At 49.5% G+C, this 19,053-nt stretch carries 12 protein-coding genes; 7 read left to right on the top strand and 5 right to left on the bottom strand.

The features are described 5' to 3' along the window. Positions 1-85 precede the first annotated feature (85 nt). The 3 genes from IC229_RS19405 to IC229_RS19395 all read left to right on the top strand — a co-directional run bounded on the left by IC229_RS19405 (position 86) and on the right by IC229_RS19395 (position 4,228). A complete protein-coding gene (locus IC229_RS19405; RefSeq protein ID WP_190888665.1) occupies positions 86-1,519 on the top strand; it encodes a RagB/SusD family nutrient uptake outer membrane protein in 1,434 nt (477 codons plus the stop codon). A 181-nt stretch (positions 1,520-1,700) separates the two neighbouring features. Further along, complete coding sequence (locus IC229_RS19400; protein ID WP_190888664.1) at positions 1,701-3,074, top strand: FAD-dependent oxidoreductase; 1,374 nt, start codon at positions 1,701-1,703, stop codon at positions 3,072-3,074. Between the two features lie 2 nt (positions 3,075-3,076). Beyond that, positions 3,077-4,228, top strand: a complete 1,152-nt coding sequence (locus IC229_RS19395; RefSeq protein WP_190888663.1) for a hypothetical protein — start codon at positions 3,077-3,079, stop codon at positions 4,226-4,228. Between the two features lie 144 nt (positions 4,229-4,372). Here the strand turns inward: IC229_RS19395 and IC229_RS19390 are convergent, their stop codons facing one another. From IC229_RS19390 to IC229_RS19380, 3 genes are all read right to left on the bottom strand, one after another. Continuing rightward, complete coding sequence (locus IC229_RS19390; RefSeq protein ID WP_190888662.1) at positions 4,373-5,113, bottom strand: class I SAM-dependent methyltransferase; 741 nt, start codon at positions 5,111-5,113, stop codon at positions 4,373-4,375. Between the two features lie 57 nt (positions 5,114-5,170). Further along, complete coding sequence (locus IC229_RS19385; protein ID WP_190888661.1) at positions 5,171-9,043, bottom strand: hydantoinase B/oxoprolinase family protein; 3,873 nt, start codon at positions 9,041-9,043, stop codon at positions 5,171-5,173. Positions 9,044-9,162: 119 nt separating this feature from the next. Next, a complete protein-coding gene (locus IC229_RS19380; RefSeq protein WP_190888660.1) occupies positions 9,163-9,915 on the bottom strand; it encodes a DeoR/GlpR family DNA-binding transcription regulator in 753 nt (250 codons plus the stop codon). A 36-nt stretch (positions 9,916-9,951) separates the two neighbouring features. On the opposite strand from IC229_RS19380, the gene nudK reads away from it, so the two are divergent. The 3 genes from nudK (at position 9,952) to IC229_RS19365 (ending at position 12,900) form a co-directional block, all read left to right on the top strand. Continuing rightward, entirely contained in the window at positions 9,952-10,545 is a 594-nt protein-coding gene (nudK, locus tag IC229_RS19375; protein WP_190888659.1) for a GDP-mannose pyrophosphatase NudK, read from the top strand. A 37-nt stretch (positions 10,546-10,582) separates the two neighbouring features. Next, positions 10,583-10,945: a DUF4406 domain-containing protein gene (locus tag IC229_RS19370; protein ID WP_190888658.1), complete on the top strand. Its 363-nt coding sequence runs from the start codon at positions 10,583-10,585 to the stop codon at positions 10,943-10,945. A gap of 98 nt (positions 10,946-11,043) precedes the next feature. Next, positions 11,044-12,900 (top strand): patatin-like phospholipase family protein, encoded by a 1,857-nt coding sequence (locus IC229_RS19365; RefSeq protein ID WP_190888657.1) that lies wholly within the window; start codon positions 11,044-11,046, stop codon positions 12,898-12,900. A 27-nt stretch (positions 12,901-12,927) separates the two neighbouring features. On the opposite strand, the gene IC229_RS19360 is transcribed toward IC229_RS19365, so the two are convergent. Beyond that, on the bottom strand, positions 12,928-15,465 hold the full coding sequence (locus tag IC229_RS19360; protein ID WP_190888656.1) for a PIG-L family deacetylase: 2,538 nt from the start codon (positions 15,463-15,465) through the stop codon (positions 12,928-12,930). A gap of 86 nt (positions 15,466-15,551) precedes the next feature. Then, positions 15,552-16,076 carry a class I SAM-dependent DNA methyltransferase gene (locus tag IC229_RS19355; protein WP_190888655.1) on the bottom strand — a complete coding sequence of 175 codons (525 nt, stop codon included), beginning with the start codon at positions 16,074-16,076 and terminating at the stop codon, positions 15,552-15,554. 255 nt (positions 16,077-16,331) lie between these two features. On the opposite strand from IC229_RS19355, the gene IC229_RS19350 reads away from it, so the two are divergent. Beyond that, positions 16,332-19,025: a sodium-translocating pyrophosphatase gene (locus IC229_RS19350; RefSeq protein WP_190888654.1), complete on the top strand. Its 2,694-nt coding sequence runs from the start codon at positions 16,332-16,334 to the stop codon at positions 19,023-19,025. Positions 19,026-19,053 lie beyond the last annotated feature (28 nt).

Raw genomic sequence — 19,053 nt, 5'->3', positions numbered from 1 at the left:
GTGACAGAGCGAATGCTCCGTATCACCAGCACTCGTTCGCTCATTCACTCCGCTTCGGCGGTCCGATTTCACTCTTTAAATAGACATGAAAAAGATATTATTCCTCCTCCCCATACTCTGCCTCACGGCTTGTGAACGTGAGCTGATCGAACAGCCCAAAGCCCTGGTGGTCGAATCGTTTTATAACACGGCTGCCGAAGTTGAAGCGGCCGCTAACCTGATTACGAGCCCGTTACGTAACAGCAACATGAGTGTGTACGAAGCCACGCTCGAAAGCCAGACCGATTATGCGTATGGTCGTGGAAGTTGGGCGCCGTTGTCTGACTTTCAGGGATTTGACGCTGCAAATATTACCCGCGTATCAGGCCTGTGGAACACCTTTTACCTGAGCATTCGGAATGCCAATCTGGTGATTAAAAATGCACCGAATGGAAAATCCATCAGTCAGGCCGATGTGAAAAAGTACGTAGCAGAAGCCAAGTTTCTGCGGGCGTTCAATTATTTCCAACTGGTACGTAACTGGGCGGGTGTACCACTACGTACCGAAGCCAACATGGCTGAAATCAATCTGAAACGTAGCACCGCCGATGAAGTATACGCCCTGATTCTGGCCGATTTGACAGAAGCCGAAGCCAACCTTCCCGACAATCCGGCGGTAGCTGGTCGACCTACTAAATGGGCCGCTAAAACCATGATTGCTGACGTGTATCTGCAACAGGGTAAGTACACCGAAGCACGCGATAAAGCACTGGAAGTTATAAATTCCAAGAAATTCTCGCTGGTGCCGGTGGCTACTAAAGCCGACTTTCAAACCAAAGTCTGGGGTCCTGAATTGGTATCGACTACCGAGGAGATTTTCTACCTCAAATACGCCCGTCAGGTAAATCAGGGAAATTACATGCTCTGGATTACCAATCACCCCAACACGAAACTGTTCAATTTTGGGGGCGCTTATGCGGTTTATGGCGATGCGAACAGTGCATTCTACAAAGCCTGGGACAATGCCGATCTTCGGAAAGGATTATGGGATGTCGTCAATTTTGGTCTGGGAGCAACTACCCTTGTTAGTTCAAAATTCATTGATCAACTGGCTGTAGGTCAGAATGGTGCAGGGAATGATGATCCACTTTACGGGTATTCTGACGTACTGCTTATCTATGCCGAAGCCGCTACCCGAGTTGCCAACGCGCCAACTGCCGAAGCCGTAGACGCACTGAATCAGGTGCATCGGCGGGCGTACGGCAAAGCGGTAAACACGGCTTCGACTGTCGATTTTAAACTGACCGATTATACAGCCGCTACGTTCGTGAATGCGGTATTGATGGAAAAAGCCTATGAGTTTCAGTATGGTGGCAAACGCTGGCTGGAGTTGAAACGTACCGGAACGGCCAAAACGATAATTCAGGCATCCAAAGGAAAAGCGGTGCAGGACAAGCATTTGCTCTGGCCAATTCCAGTTTCTGAACTGAACTATAATCTGGCGATTGATCCGGCAAAAGATCAGAATCCAGGGTATTGATACTAAACCAGATTTGCTCCTGTAGCTGACGCATAGCCCTTCGACAAGCTCAGGGTGACAGCAAACTGGGATATGGTTGATTAAACGGTGTAAAGTGGGGCTGTCACCCTGAGCTTGTCGGAGGGCTATGCGTCAGCCACAAAGGCAAGTTTAAATTGGTATAATATTATCCCAGAAAACTATGAAACGAAGATCGGTAATTGCCACACTAGGCGCGCTTTCGCTGGGAACGGCAAGGCCAACGCTGGCATCAGGCGAGGTATTAAAAGAGCCTTATAAACTGACAAAAAAAACGCTGAAGACGGATATTCTGGTCATCGGTGGAGGAACGGCGGGAGTGGTAGCCGCCATTCAGGCAGGCCGGGCGGGTCGGAGCACGATTCTGGTTGAAAATGGAAGTCAGCTTGGCGGTACGACCACGACCGGTGGCGTCGCGTTTCCGGGTATTTTTTTCGCCTGGGGCAAGCAGGTTATCAGCGGTATCGGCTGGGAGATGGTGCAGGAAGCCGTATCTCTGAACGACGATACGTTGCCCGATTTTTCAATTCCACATGGCAAACATCACCCGCGTCATCAGGTTCGGCTCAACGGGCAGTTGTACGCCATGCTGCTCGAAGAAAAATGTGTGGAAGCGGGCGTACAGCTTCGTTTCTACGAGACACCGATGCAGGTGAAACCCCAGAACAATGGCTGGCTGGTGGAAACGGTTGGCAAGGGTGTTATGACCGAAATAACCTGTAATCAGCTTATCGACTGCACGGGCAATGCTTTTGTTACGTCGATGGCGGGATTCGATGTGCTACGTGAATCAACTACGCAGCCCGGTTCGCTCATGTTCGAGATTGGGGGGTATGATTTTAATTCGCTGGATTTGAAAGGGATTCAGGCTCGTTACCAGGAAGCTATTCAGAAAGGGGAACTGGAAAAACCCGACTTTCGGAACAACATCGTCGGCCTGTTGCGATCCAAAGGCGACAATATATCGCACGTATTGGGAGCCGATTCTACTACGTCGGAAACGCACACGGCCGCGAACATCAAAGGACGTTCGGCTTTACTCAAAACGCTACGTTTCCTGCGTACGTTACCCGGCTGCGAAAAAACAAAAATTATCGACGTACAGAACGAAACGGCGGTTCGGGAAACGTATCGCATCGACGGCCATTATAAAATCACCCATGCCGACTACGTAACGGGTAAACTATTTGATGATTCGGTTTCGTATTCGTATTACCCGATTGATGTGCACGATGAGAATGGCGTTGTGCCTGATCATCTAAAAGAAGGCGTTGTACCGACGATTCCGCTACGTGCGCTGATTCCGAAAAATAGCCGGAATTTCATAGTAGCAGGTCGTTGTGTCAGCAGCGATCGACTGGCCAATTCGGCGTTACGTGTGCAGGCGTCGAGCATGGGGATGGGGCAGGCTGCCGGAGCCGCTGCCGTGCTGGCCAACATGCAGAACAAAACCCCGCTCGACGTTTCGATGAGCGATCTTCGGAAACTCCTGGAGCAACACGGAGCCATCGTTCCGGGAAGCGGGGCAAAAGGATAAGCATGAAAGTCAATACGTTAGGGTCTGGTTTGTGGTTATTTGTTACGTTGTGTCTGCTAGCCTATAAAGGTTTCGGACAGATACGTTATTTCCGCACGCCAACCCTTCCGTTCAAGGCCGATACTACGTTGGCGTATGAAGCGGCTGCCGAGGATTCAATTGTGAATGATACGTTATTTCAGATGCGTTCGAAAGAGGGCTTTCCGGTGGCGTATTACCGGAAAATCAGAACCAGCGTTTGTTTCGACAATAAGTGCCGACTGCTGAAAGTGAACCTTTACTGGAATCCGACGGGCCGGTATTTAGGTTTCGTTTTAGACAAAGGCGAGTTTCTGAGCAAAGCGAAACACAAACCCTTCAAAAAGGCTGAGTATGCACGAATGAGTGACATTCTGGCCGATCCTTTTTCTCCACTTGCTACGTTAGCGTATTCTGAAATTGCCCCTTCGGTAAAACCTGTGGATCCGGCCGATGAAGTCGATGGAGTTTCATCGGCCACGGCGAAGAATGTGCTGGACTACGTAGTGGAAGGGGCCGCCTATACGACCTATAAAATGTGGCACGTGGTCTATGGTCCGACGCAGGAGGAAGTGACTCGGTTGACTCAAAAGTCGTTATCACCTGAATTGCTGCTGGTTATTCTCGATAGTCCGGATGGATTGGATAAACGCTGGGGATTGGACCACATTCGGGGCAACGTATCACTTACGCCAGCCCTTCAGACTAAGCTATTTACGTTTATTAACGGCGATAAGTATAATCTTACTGAACGAGCCATCCACGCACTTGATCCCGGAGAAGCGCAGGATGATAGTTGGCAGGTTTTATTAGCTGACAAATTAGCGGTAACAAATTATGCCACACAAAAACTGATTATCAACAAGTTCAAAGAAGTCGCCCGTCTAGATCCACAGGCGAAAAAAAGTATGGCTGAGCGTTTACCATCGCTAAATGGAGAATTAATCAACAATACCTTAGACGTATTTCAGAAGCATCGCGTTACAGATGTTGAAACGTGCCGGCGAATAGTCGATTTGCTTAACAATCCGAATCAGTTTGTTGCCCGAAAAGCCTTTTCCTATCTGGAAAAACTACCGATTGATGATCAGAAGATTGCCGAGCAATTGAAGGCTTATAAGTTGAAAATCAATTGATTGTCGATTGTAATACTGGAAATTAGTACTATATTTTTGTCATCCTGACGAAGGAAGGATCTTAACGTATCCTAACACTCAAATTTGGATGCTTTAAGATCCTTCCTTCGTCAGGATGACAAAAAAATCCTGTAGCCAGCGCCACTAGGGCTTATGTCCCACAACTCCCGAAGCGCATCCAAAAAAATAACTCGTTGGCCAACAGTTTAGCCCGGCCTGTTGAAAAAGCTGCGATGCCTGCTGTGTGTTTTTGAACTGCTGGCTGTAAATCCCTAACATTCGATACGTCTCTGGATTGCCCAGAAATAAGGCTCCCAACACCGGAATGACTCGGCGCAAGTAAAACATATAAAGCATACGTAGCAGAGTCGGTCGGGGTACCGATACTTCGATGCACGAAAACTGTCCACCGGGTTTCAAAATGCGGTGAATTTCCTGAGCTAACTGTTGAATCTGTTCATTGTTGAACGTTTTCAGTCCGAACGACACCACTACGTGATCGGCCGAATGGGCGGGTAGCGTACCAGCTAATACGTTCTGTTTCTGAATACTGATGTTGTACGTAGCAAACCGTTTTCGCTGGCGTTTCAGATCGGCGTAACGTAGCATACCGTTGGAAAAATCCACACCGATTAACGTACCGTTCGGTCCCATGCGTCCACAGATGTAATCCCAGGTTTCGCCCATTCCTGTCATCAGATCAACGACAACCTGACCTGGCTGAATATCGAGTTCATGCACACATTGCCGACGCCACCGATTCGAGAAGCCAAACGACGTAATGGTATTCATGCGCTCGTACGTCAGGCTCATTTCGTTGAAGAGACCTTCCACGAATTCGGGTTCATAAATGGAGTCTGGCGATTTTGGTGCTTGAAAAGACATAACGTAACGCGGATGGAAACCCGCAATTGTTGGCTTAAAAGCGGGCTTCCACCCGCATTACTTCCCAAACCCACCACCACCGGGCGTTTCGATACGTATACGTTCGCCGATTTGCATGGCTCTTGTGAAAATGCCCGGTAAGACTTCACTACGTCCGTCGGTATGAATGAGGGTCTGCCGGCCGGTTTCGCCCGGTTGACCACCATTTAAGCCGTAAGGCCGTATGATGCGGTGCTGACTCAGTAACGTAGCCTGAACGGGTGCCAGAAATTCAATTTCACGTAGAATCCCATCGCCCCCGCGCCATTTTCCGGCACCGCCTGAATCTGTACGAATGGTAAACTGAGACAGCCGAACTGGATAACGCCGTTCGAATTCTTCAGGGTCGGTGAGTTTGGTATTGGTCATATGCTGGTGAACGGCAGAACGGCCATCTGCACCGTCGGTCGCGCCTGAACCGCCCCCAATCGTTTCGTAGTAGCCGAAGCCGCTGGAAGAAGTTGGATCATGGGGGTTTGCGGTTTTACCGAACAGAAAATTGTTCATCGTTCCCTGACTACAGGCGGCTAATCCAAACGCTTTCAGCAACGTATCGACCAGCCGTTGACTGACTTCGGTATTTCCGCCAACTACCGCCGGACAGGCTGATGAATCATCCGGAAAAATGGGATTCAAAAACGAGGAATCGGGTAACACCAATTCGACGGGAGCCATTAAGCCTTCGTTGAGTGGAATATCTTTATCGCACCATAGTCGTAATACGTATAAAATAGCGCTGTACAGAATTGAGATGTTGGCATTCAGGTTGTTCGGGTGAACTTCCGATGTACCCGTGAAATCGAACTGAAGACGTCCTTCATTGACAGCAATATTGACCTGAATAACGTGCCCATCGTCGAGTGATTCGTTGGCCTGGAATGATTGACCGTTTAGGGGGGCAAGCACAGCATTGATGGCGTTGGTCGCCGACTGCTTTAATCGGTCCATGTACTGATGAACAGTCGCTACCCCATAATGCCGAACCAGCTCCTGCAAGGCCGATTCACCAGCACGTAAGGAAGCCAGAGCCGCTTCAATATCGGCTCGGTTTTCGGCTAAAGCGCGGGTGGGATAGGGGCCGTCGGTGAAATAAGAAGCAATGCTACGTTGTTCCGGACTATCTTCTTTCCATAGAAATTCCCCATTTTTCACTACGTACATAGGTTCCAGCACAACACCTTCCTCCACCAGCGAAATGGCATCGGGCGGCATCGATCCCGGCACTTTTCCGCCGATTTCAGCGTGATGCGCCCGGTTGATAACGTAGCCAACAAGGGCTGGTTGATCGTTGCCGGGTTCGTTAGCAAATACACCACTGAGCAGCGTTACGTCGGGTAGGTGCGAACCGCCATATTTGGGGTGATTTGTGATGATCACATCGCCCGGCCCCAAAGAAAGTTTTTGCAAAACCAGCCGCGCACAAATGCCCAGACTGCCTAAATGAACCGGAATGTGGGGTGCGTTGGCAACCAGCTCTGCATTTGCATCGAGCAGAGCGCATGAAAAATCGAGCCGTTCCTTTACGTTGACCGAGAAAGCGGTACGTTGCAGTTGCGCCCCCATTTCTTCGGCAATGGCCCGAAAACGCTGCGTGAACAATTCAAGCTGAATAATGGAATCGCCCGTTTCAGCTTTCTCCAACGTAGCAGAACTCGCTTCATCCGGAAGTTCAGCTTCTTCATCACTATCAGCGATGAAATCGACGAGAGCAGTTTTGTCGGCCTGAATAACTAGCCGCCAGCCGGGTTCGATGAAAGCCGAAGACGTAGTGTTGAGCAGCAACGCAGGACCCCGAAACGTATCACCTTCCTGCAACTGAGTCCAGTCGAAAGCGGGGATGGCATCGGCCCGGAACGTAGGTACGGCGTGACGATGACTGACGGGCGGTTCGTTGACCAGCGATTCATGCCCAACTGTACTGACTAGTACCCGAATACTTTCGACTTCAATAGGTCGATCAGCCGGAAAATGTCCGTAAAGTTGCTGGTAACGTGCCTGAAAATGAGTTTCTAACTGATGACTGTATGGCACATCAACAGTAGCTTCCTGACCCGCCAGCCGCAGGAAAACCGTCGCTGATTTTTGCGTGACTGGCACATCTTCTCCAACATCCTGACGTAACGTCTGCACGGCTTCGTTTGTGAGCTCGTTCACCCATTCGAACAGATCCGGTGCTACGTCCGACAGTGGTTTCAACAAAGTACGCGAGGCCATGCGTTCAATTTGCGCTTGCCCGATCCCATATGCACTCAACAAGCCACCGTCGAAGGGAAGGATCAGGCTTCGGATGCCTAGTAGCCGGGCAATCGAGCAGCCGTGCAAACCACCCGCTCCGCCGAAAACCAGCAGGCTATATTCCTGGGGATCGAAGCCGCGCACTACCGAGATTTTGCGAATGGCTCCTGCCATGGTTTCGTTGGCGATACGTTCGAAACCACGTAGTATATCTACTGGGTCTGGTACGTGCCCGGTTCGTGCTGTAATCTGCTGAATTACCTGATCTAGTGCTTCCTGCGCTTTTTCTGGAAAAACCGGAATCCCAAACTGTTGCGGATGCAGTTTGCCCAGGAGCAGATTGACATCGGTAATCGTGAGCAGCAATGGCTGACCGGGGCTACTGGCACCGTAGCAGGCCGGACCCGGATTGGCACCAGCACTTTGTGGCCCCACTCGCAGTTGTCCCGACGTAGTACCGTGTTCTTCAAACCAGCAAATAGAACCACCACCAGCCGCCACTGTTTCAATCGCCAGCGAAGGTAACTGAAGTTCGAAAGCCCCGATTTTCGTCGTGAACCGGTAATCCAGATTGCCGTGAATTCGTGCTACGTCGGTGCTGGTGCCACCCATGTCGAGGGTTAACGTTTTCGACAACAGGCTACTATCGGCAATCTTAGCCGCGCCAATAACGCCACCCGCCGGACCACTCAATAAGCTGTCTTTGGGCTGAAACAAATCGGCACGTACCAAACCGCCCGAACTAGTCATGATACGTACCGATGCGCTCGTTCCTAATTGCTGCTGTACATTGTCCAGATAAGCACGCATGACGGGCGTCAGGTACGCATCGACTACGGTCGTCTGTGTGCGTGCTACGTATTGGGGCATGGTCGATACGTCGGTCGAAATCGTTACGTAGGAAAACCCGGCTCTGGTCAGGGCATCGCGGATTTGTTGTTCATGAACTGGATTTCGGTAGGCGTTAAGTAGCGATATGGCAACGGCATCAGGTTTGTGCTGTTGAAGTTGCGTAATGAGTTGGCGCAGAGTCTGTTCCGATAAATCGATTAGTGACTGCCCCTGTGCAGTCATTCGTTCGTCAACTTCCAGCACCGTATTGTATAGCAACTCGGCTGGTGGAATGGCTAACTGAAACAGATTCGGGCGTTGCTGCGTACCGATGACCAGCAAATCCTTGAACCCTTTCGTCACCAATAATGCTATGTTCCCGCCCTTCCGTTCGAGCAGCGCATTCGTTCCTTTCGTGGTGCCGAGCCGCATTTCGAGAGGTGGAAACGGCTGATCTAAAGGCGTTTGCGTTAACAGACGGGCGGCTAAAACCGGGGCTTCTTCGCCCGTAACTAGTTCGAGTGTATAGTTAGAATCTGGATTTGCCCAAAGGGACGTAGCGATTGGACCGGAATCGCTACGTAGTGTGAGCCTTCCGTCTGTTTGCAGCGATTCGATCTGAAAAAGGCTATCTGTTTCGATGATACGAACCTGATAGCCGTTGAAAATAGGGGCTGTCAGCCAGGGCGCTACGAGTTTTCCGTTGATGAACTGACCACGGAGCCGACTACTGCTGAGTACTTTTGTGCGGTGAAGTTGCCCTTTGGGGTCGAGGGCTAATCCATCGGTGAAAGTGCCACCAGTATCAATCCAGATTTGATACATTATGTTCCGACTGAACCGTTACGTTCCGCAAGTGAGCGGGCGGGTTCAGCGACGTAAAACTACAAAACCAACCCATTAAATAGCCATTTAACCAGTACGTAGCGCTGTTGCAACAGCGTTTAATTGCGTAGATCAATGCCCGCCTGTCGATAAGCAGTTACAATTTCGGGTTTCGCTTCGTGGTCCGTTATCAGTACGTTGAACAGGCTTAACGTAGCGAAATGGAAATATTTATCGGTCTCCAGTTTCGAGGAATCGCAGAGTAGGTAAACTGTATCACTTTGACGGGCCATATTGATGGCGGTGCTGGCTTCCTTCTCACTATTGCCGCTCAAGCCTTGCTGTAACGAAATGCCATCGACACCAATAAAAGCGCGTGTAGCCCGGTAGCGGGCCATGTGTTCCTCTGCCATGAGTCCGTGTACAGCCTGACGCTCTTTGTCGATTTCGCCCCCGATCAAATTAACGGCCACTTCCGATTGCATAAGTTCATACACAACCGGTAATGAGTTGGTGATGACGGTGATACGTTTGTTTCGGATAAATTGACAGAGTCGAAAAACGGTACTCCCACAGTCCATAAAAATAATATCTCCTTCCTGAATCTCCCGGGCGGCCAATTGGCAGATATAATCTTTCCGCTCAGAATTGACAGCCGTTTTATTCGCAAATCGATGCTGGTCAGAAGCGAGGCTTACTTTCATGGCGCCACCCCGCGTCCGATAAAGTAGTCCCGATGCCGCCAGTTGGACCAGATCGCGACGTATCGTCATATCGGAAGTTTGGAGCAAAGCCGCCAGTTCGTGTACCTCAACGCTGCCCCGTTCTTCGACCGTTTGCACAATAATTAGCTTCCGTTGTTGGAAATTCATGACGTATTGATTTGTTTTGCTCAAAAATAAACAAAAATGAACATTATCGAACAAATTGCTAGCGAACGGGTACGTATCACAGAAGAAAAATTGCTGTCGGACAATTGGTACGTTCTAAAACGGTACACCTTTAACTATTTGGGAAACAACGGTAAATGGACAACGCAACAACGTGAAGCTTACGACCGAGGCAACGGGGCCACTATTCTTCTGCATAATCCACAGACGGATACTGTCATTCTGACCCGGCAATTTCGCCTGCCAACCTTTGTGAATGGGAACGAAACCGGCCTACTCATTGAAGCCTGCGCTGGCCTGCTCGACGACGAACACCCTGACGACGCCATCCGACGCGAAATGGAAGAAGAAACGGGCTTCCGTATCGAGTCGGTACAAAAGGTGATGGAAGCGTACATGAGTCCCGGTTCAGTGACGGAGAAGCTGTTCTTCTACATTGCCGAATACAGTGCTGATACGCAACGTAACGCGGGTGGCGGTATCGAAGAAGAGGAAATCGAAATTCTGGAGCTACCTGTTGCTGAAGCGATGGCGATGATCAAGCAAGGCGAAATTCAGGATGGAAAGACCATTATGCTGTTGCAACACTTGCGTTTGCGGCAGCTGTCGTGAAAACAGGTAAAAACTACACAACAAAAATCACTATAACATGCTGATTCTGATCGCTGGACCTTATCGGTCAGGCACAAATGACGATAAAACGCTGATTGCTCAAAACATGCATCGTATGGAAGAAGCTGCGCTGGCCGTTTATCGGCTGGGGCATACACCAGTTTGTGGAGAATGGCTTGCATTACCCCTGATTCATGCGGCTGGCTCAACCCAACTCGGCGATGCTGTTTTCAACGAAATCTTTCACCCGGTCGCGGTACGTCTTATCGACCATTGTGATGGGGTACTACGTGTCGGTGGAGCATCCGCAGGGGCTGATGAAATAATGAAACAAGCCGAACAAAAAGGGAAACAGACGTACTGGTCAATGGACGAATTGAAATCTGTGCCAAATTGGTAACTGATCGATGATCGCAAGTCAACCGTTAACTCAAATGGAGAAATCTATTTTTGATTACTAAACAGGTGTAGGTAGCTTTCGTCCATATCCAAACTCGTATGAACGCATCATCCGACCCTCACCCTGCAACTCCTGCCAAACCCGTCAATATTGCTTTTTTTGAACTAAACCCGGAGAAGCCTATTTACAGACTATTTCCGAAGCAACCATTCACCAATATTGCGATTGCAGCATCAGGTGGCGGTTTTCGGGCGGCAGCTTATCTACTCGGTACGTTATCATACTTATACCATCTTCAGTTTCGGGGTGAACCGTTGCTAAAACAGGTGACGTACATAGCCAGTGCATCGGGTGGCTCGCTGGCGTCGGCTTTTTACCGACATTCACTGCATAAAGGCCAGTCATTTGGCGAGTATTTTAAAACGACGCATAATTTCCTGAACGGTACGGAAACGCTGAAGGAAGTGGCAGTACTCCTGGCCAATGATAAAGAATGGACAACGGGAGGCAAGCGTCGCAACCTGATCAATGCGTTTGCCCGAGTGTACGACCAAAAACTGGACGGTCTGACGCTGGGTGATATTTTCCCAGATGATCCGGCTATTCCGGTTCGAGAAATGTGTTTTAACACCACTGAGTTTTATCGGGGGCTTTGGTTTCGATTCCAGACACATCAGACCGGCCTTACCAATACCATTGGTAACAAGTTTCTTATGTTTAAGCGGGAAAGTATTGCAACTGCCAAAAAAATAAAAATTGGCGATATCATTGCCGCTTCTTCGTGCTTTCCGGCGGGCTTTGAGCCAATGCGTTTTCCCGAAGATTTTTCGCACGCCACCCTCCCCCGAGAGGAATTGCAGGCGGCCATTAAGTCTCTGGAACCGCCCGGTGAAGAGCCGCAAATGGTTGGCCTGATGGACGGTGGAATTGTTGATAATCAGGCCATAGCCAGTATGTTGCAGGCCGACCTTCGGCGTAGTAAGCGGCCAGGCGCCTGTTTTAACCTGGCCATTATAACGGATGTGTCAAATCAATATATTCCGCCTTTTGTACCTAAGCAACTGACCTCCGATGGGCCGGGCTGGCAGGGAAAATCAATAGCCAACGTGTGGAAGTTGTTCCAGGCTGGGTTATCGATGGGGATTTTTATAAGTATTATTGGTCTGCTGTTGTTTGCGGCCTGTCTATTGATGGTAATTTTTGCACCCCAGGTCTGGATGCAAATAACTGGAGCTTTGTTTGTGCTGCCCATGCTTATTCTTAGTGCCCTCGGGTTTGCTATAGATAGACTATTTGAAAAAGCCCGTCATTGGCCTGGCAAACTGCGGGAGATACTTGTCGCAAAAGCTCCGCTGCTGGACGACCATGATATATGGTCGATGTTGAAATTTTTTGCTAGGCTGCCTTTTGGAACAATAGCTGGAATGCTAACTGACCGCATTGGTACCGTGGTAATTCTGGCGAGTGATTTGTTTCTCAAACGCATCCGACGGGCCGATTACCAACAATTATATGAAGACCATGCCTGGCGGTTCAGACTAACCTCTAATTTTATTTACGACCTCAGTACCGGGAATAAGGAAAACCGCGATTTTCAGAATCAGAAGGGTGTTAAACCTGGCGAAAAAGACTGGCGTGGAAATGATGTCGACAGACTGACGCCATCGACTGAACTATCTGATGTGGCCGAAAAAGCCCGCCTGATGGATACTACGCTTTGGTTCGATAAGGATCATCAAAAGCGCCTGGGTGACGTAACGGCAACAGGTCAGTTTACAACCTGCTATAACCTGATTCAATACCTTTACCGGCTTCAATTGCAAACAGATACCTACGCTCAGCTATCCGATGATGTAAAGCAATCTATTGAGGAGTTAAGGACGCAACTGCTGGCTGATTGGGACCGTTTTCAGGCTGACCCATGCTGGCTCTATAACCAGGTCAACCGTAACTAGCCCAGAATATCTGCTGCCTCAAGTTTATTATTTCCCCACTGAAATCAAGTTGGCGAACAGGCGATAGGCACCCGGTACACCGGCGGGCAATTCGCGGAAAAAGACAAGTCCCGTAAACACGTAGTGACCTTTGCCATAAGGTGCATAAATTAGACTGCCTTCTTTATCGGCTTCGTTCTGGTCGTGCATCGAAAAGAGGGGCGTGTACTGTTTGTCCCAGTCCTGAGCGAAATACAGACCACGTTCCTGAATCCATCCCGAAAAATCAGTGTCGCTAATTTTGTTTGGATACGTCATGAGTCGGTGTTGCGGATTTAATACGTTCACTTTGGCCTCTTCTTCGGTCACGCGGTCACGCCCGATTGTGAACGGGTACGGCCCTATCTGGTTCACTTTTAGACCGTTCTGAATAAAACCACCGCTCCCCGGTGTTACGTATTGCACGACCAACGTACCGCCATTTTTGACGTAATCCATCAACTTGGGCTGATAAATAGCTAAATATTCGTTGGTGTTATACGCGCGGACGCCTGTCACGATGGCATCGTAGGCCGACAGATTTCCACTCAGTTCAGCTGGACCGAGCAACGTAACACGACAGCCCATCTGCTGAAGGGCCGCCGGAATTTCATCCCCTGCTCCGGCAATATAGCCCACATTTTTGGCCGTCACTTTAATATCCAGCTTAACCAGTTTCGCTTCGGCAGGCGGAAACAGCGTTTGCGTCGGGATGTGTGGATAAGCGATTAATCGGAGACCGGTCGTAAACGTACTGCCGTCGGCGGTTGTCATTGAGGCACGTAGCGAACCCGATTGCGCCTGGTCATCAGGTTTTATCGTAAACGAAAGACGCTGCTCATCGCCTTTGTTAGTCAGCGAAAACGCCTGCGAAGCCGGTTCAACCCGCCAGCCTGTCGGTACGTCGATTTTTAACGTTCCTGCTACGTTCGACCGGCCTGCTTTTAGCACTACGTCGGCGGTTTTGGGCACGTTGTCGGCAAATGCATAAACGCGTTCAGTCAAATTAGCCGTAACAGCCGGTTGAATGATGAATGGTCTGTAAATTTCCCCATCAACAGGGTCGGTCATCTTGTAAACAACAGGTCTGTTGAACGTAAAGCGTTGTCCATCAATTTCGAACGTATAGCTGGCCAGCAGGGCAGGTGGATTTTCGGGTAAGCCAATCAGTTGCTGTTTATCGACCTGAAACAATCCTTTGTCGATTGGTTTTTCGAGCCAGTAGGGCTGCGAAATTTTCGCCGTTTTGGGAATCGTTAAATTGGTTGGCAGTAGTACTACGTCGTTTGGTTTCAGCGTCAGATTGAGCGTCGTGTCTTTTAGAACAGGAGAGTCATTGGCAACGTAGCGAACTCCAACCAACCGGATCGGTACATCGGCCCGACTGACTACGTTCGTATTTAGGCGGATGGTTTCGCCGGGAGTAGCTGCATAACTGGTTGGATTGCTTTCGAAATAAAGCCCCAGGCATTGCTGAATGAGTGTTTGCACCTCCTGCCGTTTGGTTTTCACGTAGAGGTTAGACGTATCAAGCTGGCTGATAGCGCCGTACAGTTGCACCAACGCCGGTACCGAAGCGGCTGGCTGGTCGGGGCGGAACGTAGCGATAAGTTGGGTCACTCGTGTTTGAGCACCCTCACCGTTTTTGATACGTCTCCAACTGATATCGACACCATCGAGCAAGTCAGTTTGAACCGGATCGCCACCTTTCAGAAGTAAATAATCGATACGGGCACCCCGGTTAGCTGCTACGCCAAACCCCTGACTCTTGTGCTGACTCCGGCTTTCGGCGGCAATTTCACCATACGATTTGCCCAGCAACGGGTTATATAGTCCGGTTTCAATGCTAATCAAGTTACCCGCTTCCTCGGGTTTTTTATTGCTCAAGAAAGCGCCCGGGATAAATACGTTCCAGAGGATACGTCGTGGTTGCCAGGGTTTTACATAAGCGAGCTGCTCAGGAAATGCTTTACGGTCGTTGGAAATTTTGAATGCTTCTTCGGCCAGATAACCCGATGCGCTGTGGTGCCCATGACCAGCGCGGGCGTCGGGTGGAAAACGGGTAATGATTACGTCGGGCTGGTATTTTCGAATGGCCCATACTACGTCGGCCAGCACTTTTTCCTGCCCCCAGGTACGTACCGCTTCATCTGTCGATTTAGAAAAACCGAAATCGTACGCCCGACTGAAAAATTGATCGGGACCATCTACCCGCCGGGCGGCCAGTAACTCCTGTGTTCGAATAACGCCAATGTTTTCGCCCTGTTCAGCACCAATCAGATTCTGTCCACCATCGCCCCGTGTCAGGGCCAGGTACCCTGTGCGGACGAGTCGTTCTTTGGCCAGATAAGACAGCATAAGCGTATTTTCGTCGTCGGGGTGGGCCGCTACGTATAAAACGGACCCCAGTACGTTGAGCTTTTTGAGATTCGACAGAATTTCGCCGGGAGGAGTAGGTTTAATAGGCCCATACGGCACCTGAGCGAATGAGTTGACAGCAAACAGAAAGCTAAGAAAGAGGACAGCAGAAGATTTCGGAAGCGACACAGGCTGTAGTGATTAGGTGTTCTGACAAATTTACAATTTAAGGACAAACAGAGTTCAGATTGTTGTAGCAGACTGTTCGTGCTACGTTACCGACTGATAAAAACGCCAAATAAATTTGCCCTTCCAAAGCGCGATGGCATCTGGTGAATCTTCTCGATGGTTGAATAACCGGCTTCCATAAACAGCTTCGTCAACGTTACGTAACTAAGCGGATACGGTACCCAGGGATTCGGTACGTCCATATCGTACTCGACAAGCAAAAAGCAACCTTTCTCACTCAAATAGCGGTCTGCTTTCTGGAGAAATGTTGGTTTATCAGCAACGTAATGAAGTGAGTTAGCCATTAGCAAGCCATCTAACGTAGCAAACGGCCATTCACTCGTAACGAAATCCTGACAAACAGGCTCGATGGAAACGCCGTTATAATCGGCAATGTTACGTAGTGCTTTCTGGTCAGTATCGAGGGCAAAAATGTGACTCGCTGGTGGAAGCAGGTTTGCCAGCGCTTTCGAAAATAGTCCAGTTCCGCAACCTAGATCGGCCCACGTAGCGGATTTTCCGGTTGATACACCGCTGTGGTTGATTAACGTAATGGCTTCGTTGAGTTGCATAAATTTCAGGTTAACGACTAATGGAGAATGATTTATACATATTGTAAGAGGCATAGTCATCTTTAAAGGAGCATGCTAGGGTATACATTAATCATTCTCTATTAGTCGTTAATCACGATTTTGGGGAATAAACTCCTAAAAAAAACGTACTTAACCTCAAAAAAAGTCAACAGACAGTAAGGGGGTGGTTGGCTTATGCCCTGTCAACGGCTATCTTTGCGGGCAATTTACTTTTTTCAAACTTATACGAAGTCGATGAATAATAGTCTTTACATCGTCCCATTTTTGGGTCTGGTGGGTCTGGCGGTTATGTTCGCCAAATTCGTTTGGGTATCGCGGCAAGATGCCGGTGATGCCCGAATGCAGGAAATATCAGGATATATTGCTGATGGAGCCATAGCCTTCCTCAAAGCGGAATGGCGCGTTCTTATCATCTTTGGTATAATCGTAGCCGCCCTGCTTTCGTTCGCCGGCTCCCAAGTCGAAAACTCATCCTGGGTAATTGGTATTGCCTTTGCCTTCGGTGCTTTTACGTCGGCACTGGCGGGGTATATCGGAATGAAAGTCGCTACCAAAGCGAACGTTCGTACCGCACAAGCAGCTCGCACGAGCCTGACCCGCGCCCTGGACGTATCGTTTACGGGTGGTTCAGTTATGGGTATTGGCGTAGCAGGTCTGGCGGTGCTGGGTCTCAGCGTTTTGTTCATTCTTTTATATAATACTTATGTTGCGGGTAGTGGTGGCGCGTTCGGTGATGTAAATGGATTGCCGATGGAAAAGGCGCTTGAAGTTCTGGCTGGATTCTCCCTTGGTGCCGAGTCGATTGCCTTGTTTGCGCGTGTGGGTGGTGGTATCTACACCAAAGCTGCCGATGTAGGTGCTGACCTTGTTGGTAAAGTAGAAGCTGGTATTCCGGAAGATGATCCGCGTAACCCCGCAACCATTGCCGACAACGTAGGTGATAACGTGGGCGACGTAGCAGGTATGGGTGCCGACTTGTTCGGTTCATACGTAGCAACGATTCTGGCGACGATGGTACTGGGCCGCGAAATCCGTATTCCAGAAGCCAGTAATATTATTGGCCATGCGCCAATCGTTCTGCCTGTTTTAATTGCAGGTTTAGGGCTTATTTTCTCGATTTTAGCCTGCTATCTGGTACGTGTAAAAGACGACAATGGTAGTGTGCAGGGTGCCCTGAACATGGGTAACTGGGGTTCGATCATTCTGACCGTTGTTGTTTCCTATTTTCTGGTTGGTGCAGTTCTACCCGATATAACTATGGAAATTCGTGGGGTGGAGTTCTCGCGAATGGATGTTTACTACGCCATTCTGACGGGGCTTGTTGTTGGTGCGTTGATATCGTCGATTACGGAATATTATACGGCAATGGGGCGTCGTCCGGTTCTGTCTATCATCCGTCAATCGGCAACGGGAGCCGCTACAAATATCATCGGTGGTCTGTCTGTCGGTATGGAATCAACGGTATTGCCGATTCTGGTACTGGCGGCTGGTATTTATACATCGTATCACTTTGCTGGTTTGTACGGCGTGGCTATTTCGGCGGCTGGTATGATGGCAACCACAGCCATGCAGTTGGCCATCGACGCCTTTGGACCAATTGCCGATAACGCGGGTGGTATTGCTGAAATGAGTTACCTGCCCGAAGAAGTTCGGGGACGTACCGACATTCTCGATGCGGTTGGTAACACGACGGCTGCAACGGGTAAAGGTTTTGCTATTGCGTCAGCCGCTTTGACGGCACTAGCTCTATTTGCCGCCTTCGTTGGGATTTCGGGCATTTCTGCCATCGATATTTATAAAGCTGACGTACTGGCTGGCCTGTTTGTGGGCGCCATGATTCCGTTCATTTTCTCGTCGCTGGCCATTGCTGCAGTTGGTCGGGCCGCCATGAAAATGGTGGAGGAAGTACGTCGTCAGTTCCGCGAAATTCCGGGTATTCTGGAAGGAACGGGTAAGCCGGAGTACGATAAATGCGTAGCTATTTCAACCCAGGCATCTATTCGGGAAATGGTGCTACCGGGTGCTATTGCGCTGACCGTACCGGTTATCGTTGGTTTCATCTTTGGCCCTGAAGTACTGGGCGGTCTGCTGGCTGGTGTAACGGTTTCGGGCGTACTGATGGGTATTTTCCAGAACAACGCCGGTGGTGCCTGGGATAACGCTAAAAAATCATTCGAGAAAGGCGTTGAGATCAACGGACAGATGTATTACAAGAAGTCAGAACCGCACAAAGCTTCTGTTACGGGCGATACGGTTGGTGACCCCTTCAAAGATACGTCAGGTCCATCGATGAACATTCTGATTAAACTGATGTCGATTGTATCGCTGGTTATAGCTCCGTATATCGCCGTTCAATCGTCTGAAACGCCGGGTTATAACCTGGAAGGAAAAGAAGCCGCTGGCACAGAAGTGCCTCTCGAGCAATCGACAGCTGCCGATAACGATAAAGTGAGTACGCCAAACGCCAGTCTGGGTGAATTCAGCATCCAGAAGCTCACGAGTGGTGTCGAACTGAATATTCCTGAGTTCGGCATCGAGAATAAACTGCTGACCTTCATTAAGGGAGATAAGCCTGTTGATAAAGAAACCTGGTTCGATTTCGACCGGCTGCTGTTCCAGACGGGTAGTGCAGTACTAGAGCCGCAATCGCAGGAGCAGTTGAAAAACATTGCCGAAATTCTGAAAGCCTATCCAGGCGTAAACGTAAAATTGGGCGGTTATACCGATAACACGGGCAACGCAACTAGTAACCTTAAACTTTCTCAGGACCGCGCAAATTCGGTACGTGCCGAATTGGAGAAAATGGGTATCGACAAAGACCGGCTGGAAGCTGAGGGATACGGCCAGGAGCATCCTGTTGCGTCGAACGATACGGAAGAAGGCCGGCAGCAAAATCGCCGGATTTCAATTCGGGTAACGAAGAAATAAGACACGTAGCGTTTTATAAATTTCTCAG

It is taken from the genome of Spirosoma profusum, from assembly GCF_014699005.1.
Taxonomy (GTDB): Bacteria; Bacteroidota; Bacteroidia; order Cytophagales; family Spirosomataceae; genus Spirosoma; species Spirosoma profusum.
Note: the sequence above shows the minus strand (reverse complement) of the source record. Positions and strands in the feature narration are given on the sequence as shown.

What these genes read in the sequence shown, in the direction of transcription:
- IC229_RS19395 (WP_190888663.1), top strand. Translation starts at nt 3,077, where the DNA reads ATGAAAGTCAATACGTTAGGGTCTGGTTTGTGGTTATTTGTTACGTTG.
- IC229_RS19400 (WP_190888664.1), top strand. Translation starts at nt 1,701, where the DNA reads ATGAAACGAAGATCGGTAATTGCCACACTAGGCGCGCTTTCGCTGGGA.
- nudK (WP_190888659.1), top strand. Translation starts at nt 9,952, where the DNA reads ATGAACATTATCGAACAAATTGCTAGCGAACGGGTACGTATCACAGAA.
- IC229_RS19355 (WP_190888655.1), bottom strand. Translation starts at nt 16,076, where the DNA reads ATGCAACTCAACGAAGCCATTACGTTAATCAACCACAGCGGTGTATCA.
- IC229_RS19370 (WP_190888658.1), top strand. Translation starts at nt 10,583, where the DNA reads ATGCTGATTCTGATCGCTGGACCTTATCGGTCAGGCACAAATGACGAT.
- IC229_RS19390 (WP_190888662.1), bottom strand. Translation starts at nt 5,113, where the DNA reads ATGTCTTTTCAAGCACCAAAATCGCCAGACTCCATTTATGAACCCGAA.
- IC229_RS19405 (WP_190888665.1), top strand. Translation starts at nt 86, where the DNA reads ATGAAAAAGATATTATTCCTCCTCCCCATACTCTGCCTCACGGCTTGT.
- IC229_RS19350 (WP_190888654.1), top strand. Translation starts at nt 16,332, where the DNA reads ATGAATAATAGTCTTTACATCGTCCCATTTTTGGGTCTGGTGGGTCTG.
- IC229_RS19365 (WP_190888657.1), top strand. Translation starts at nt 11,044, where the DNA reads ATGAACGCATCATCCGACCCTCACCCTGCAACTCCTGCCAAACCCGTC.
- IC229_RS19380 (WP_190888660.1), bottom strand. Translation starts at nt 9,915, where the DNA reads ATGAATTTCCAACAACGGAAGCTAATTATTGTGCAAACGGTCGAAGAA.
- IC229_RS19385 (WP_190888661.1), bottom strand. Translation starts at nt 9,043, where the DNA reads ATGTATCAAATCTGGATTGATACTGGTGGCACTTTCACCGATGGATTA.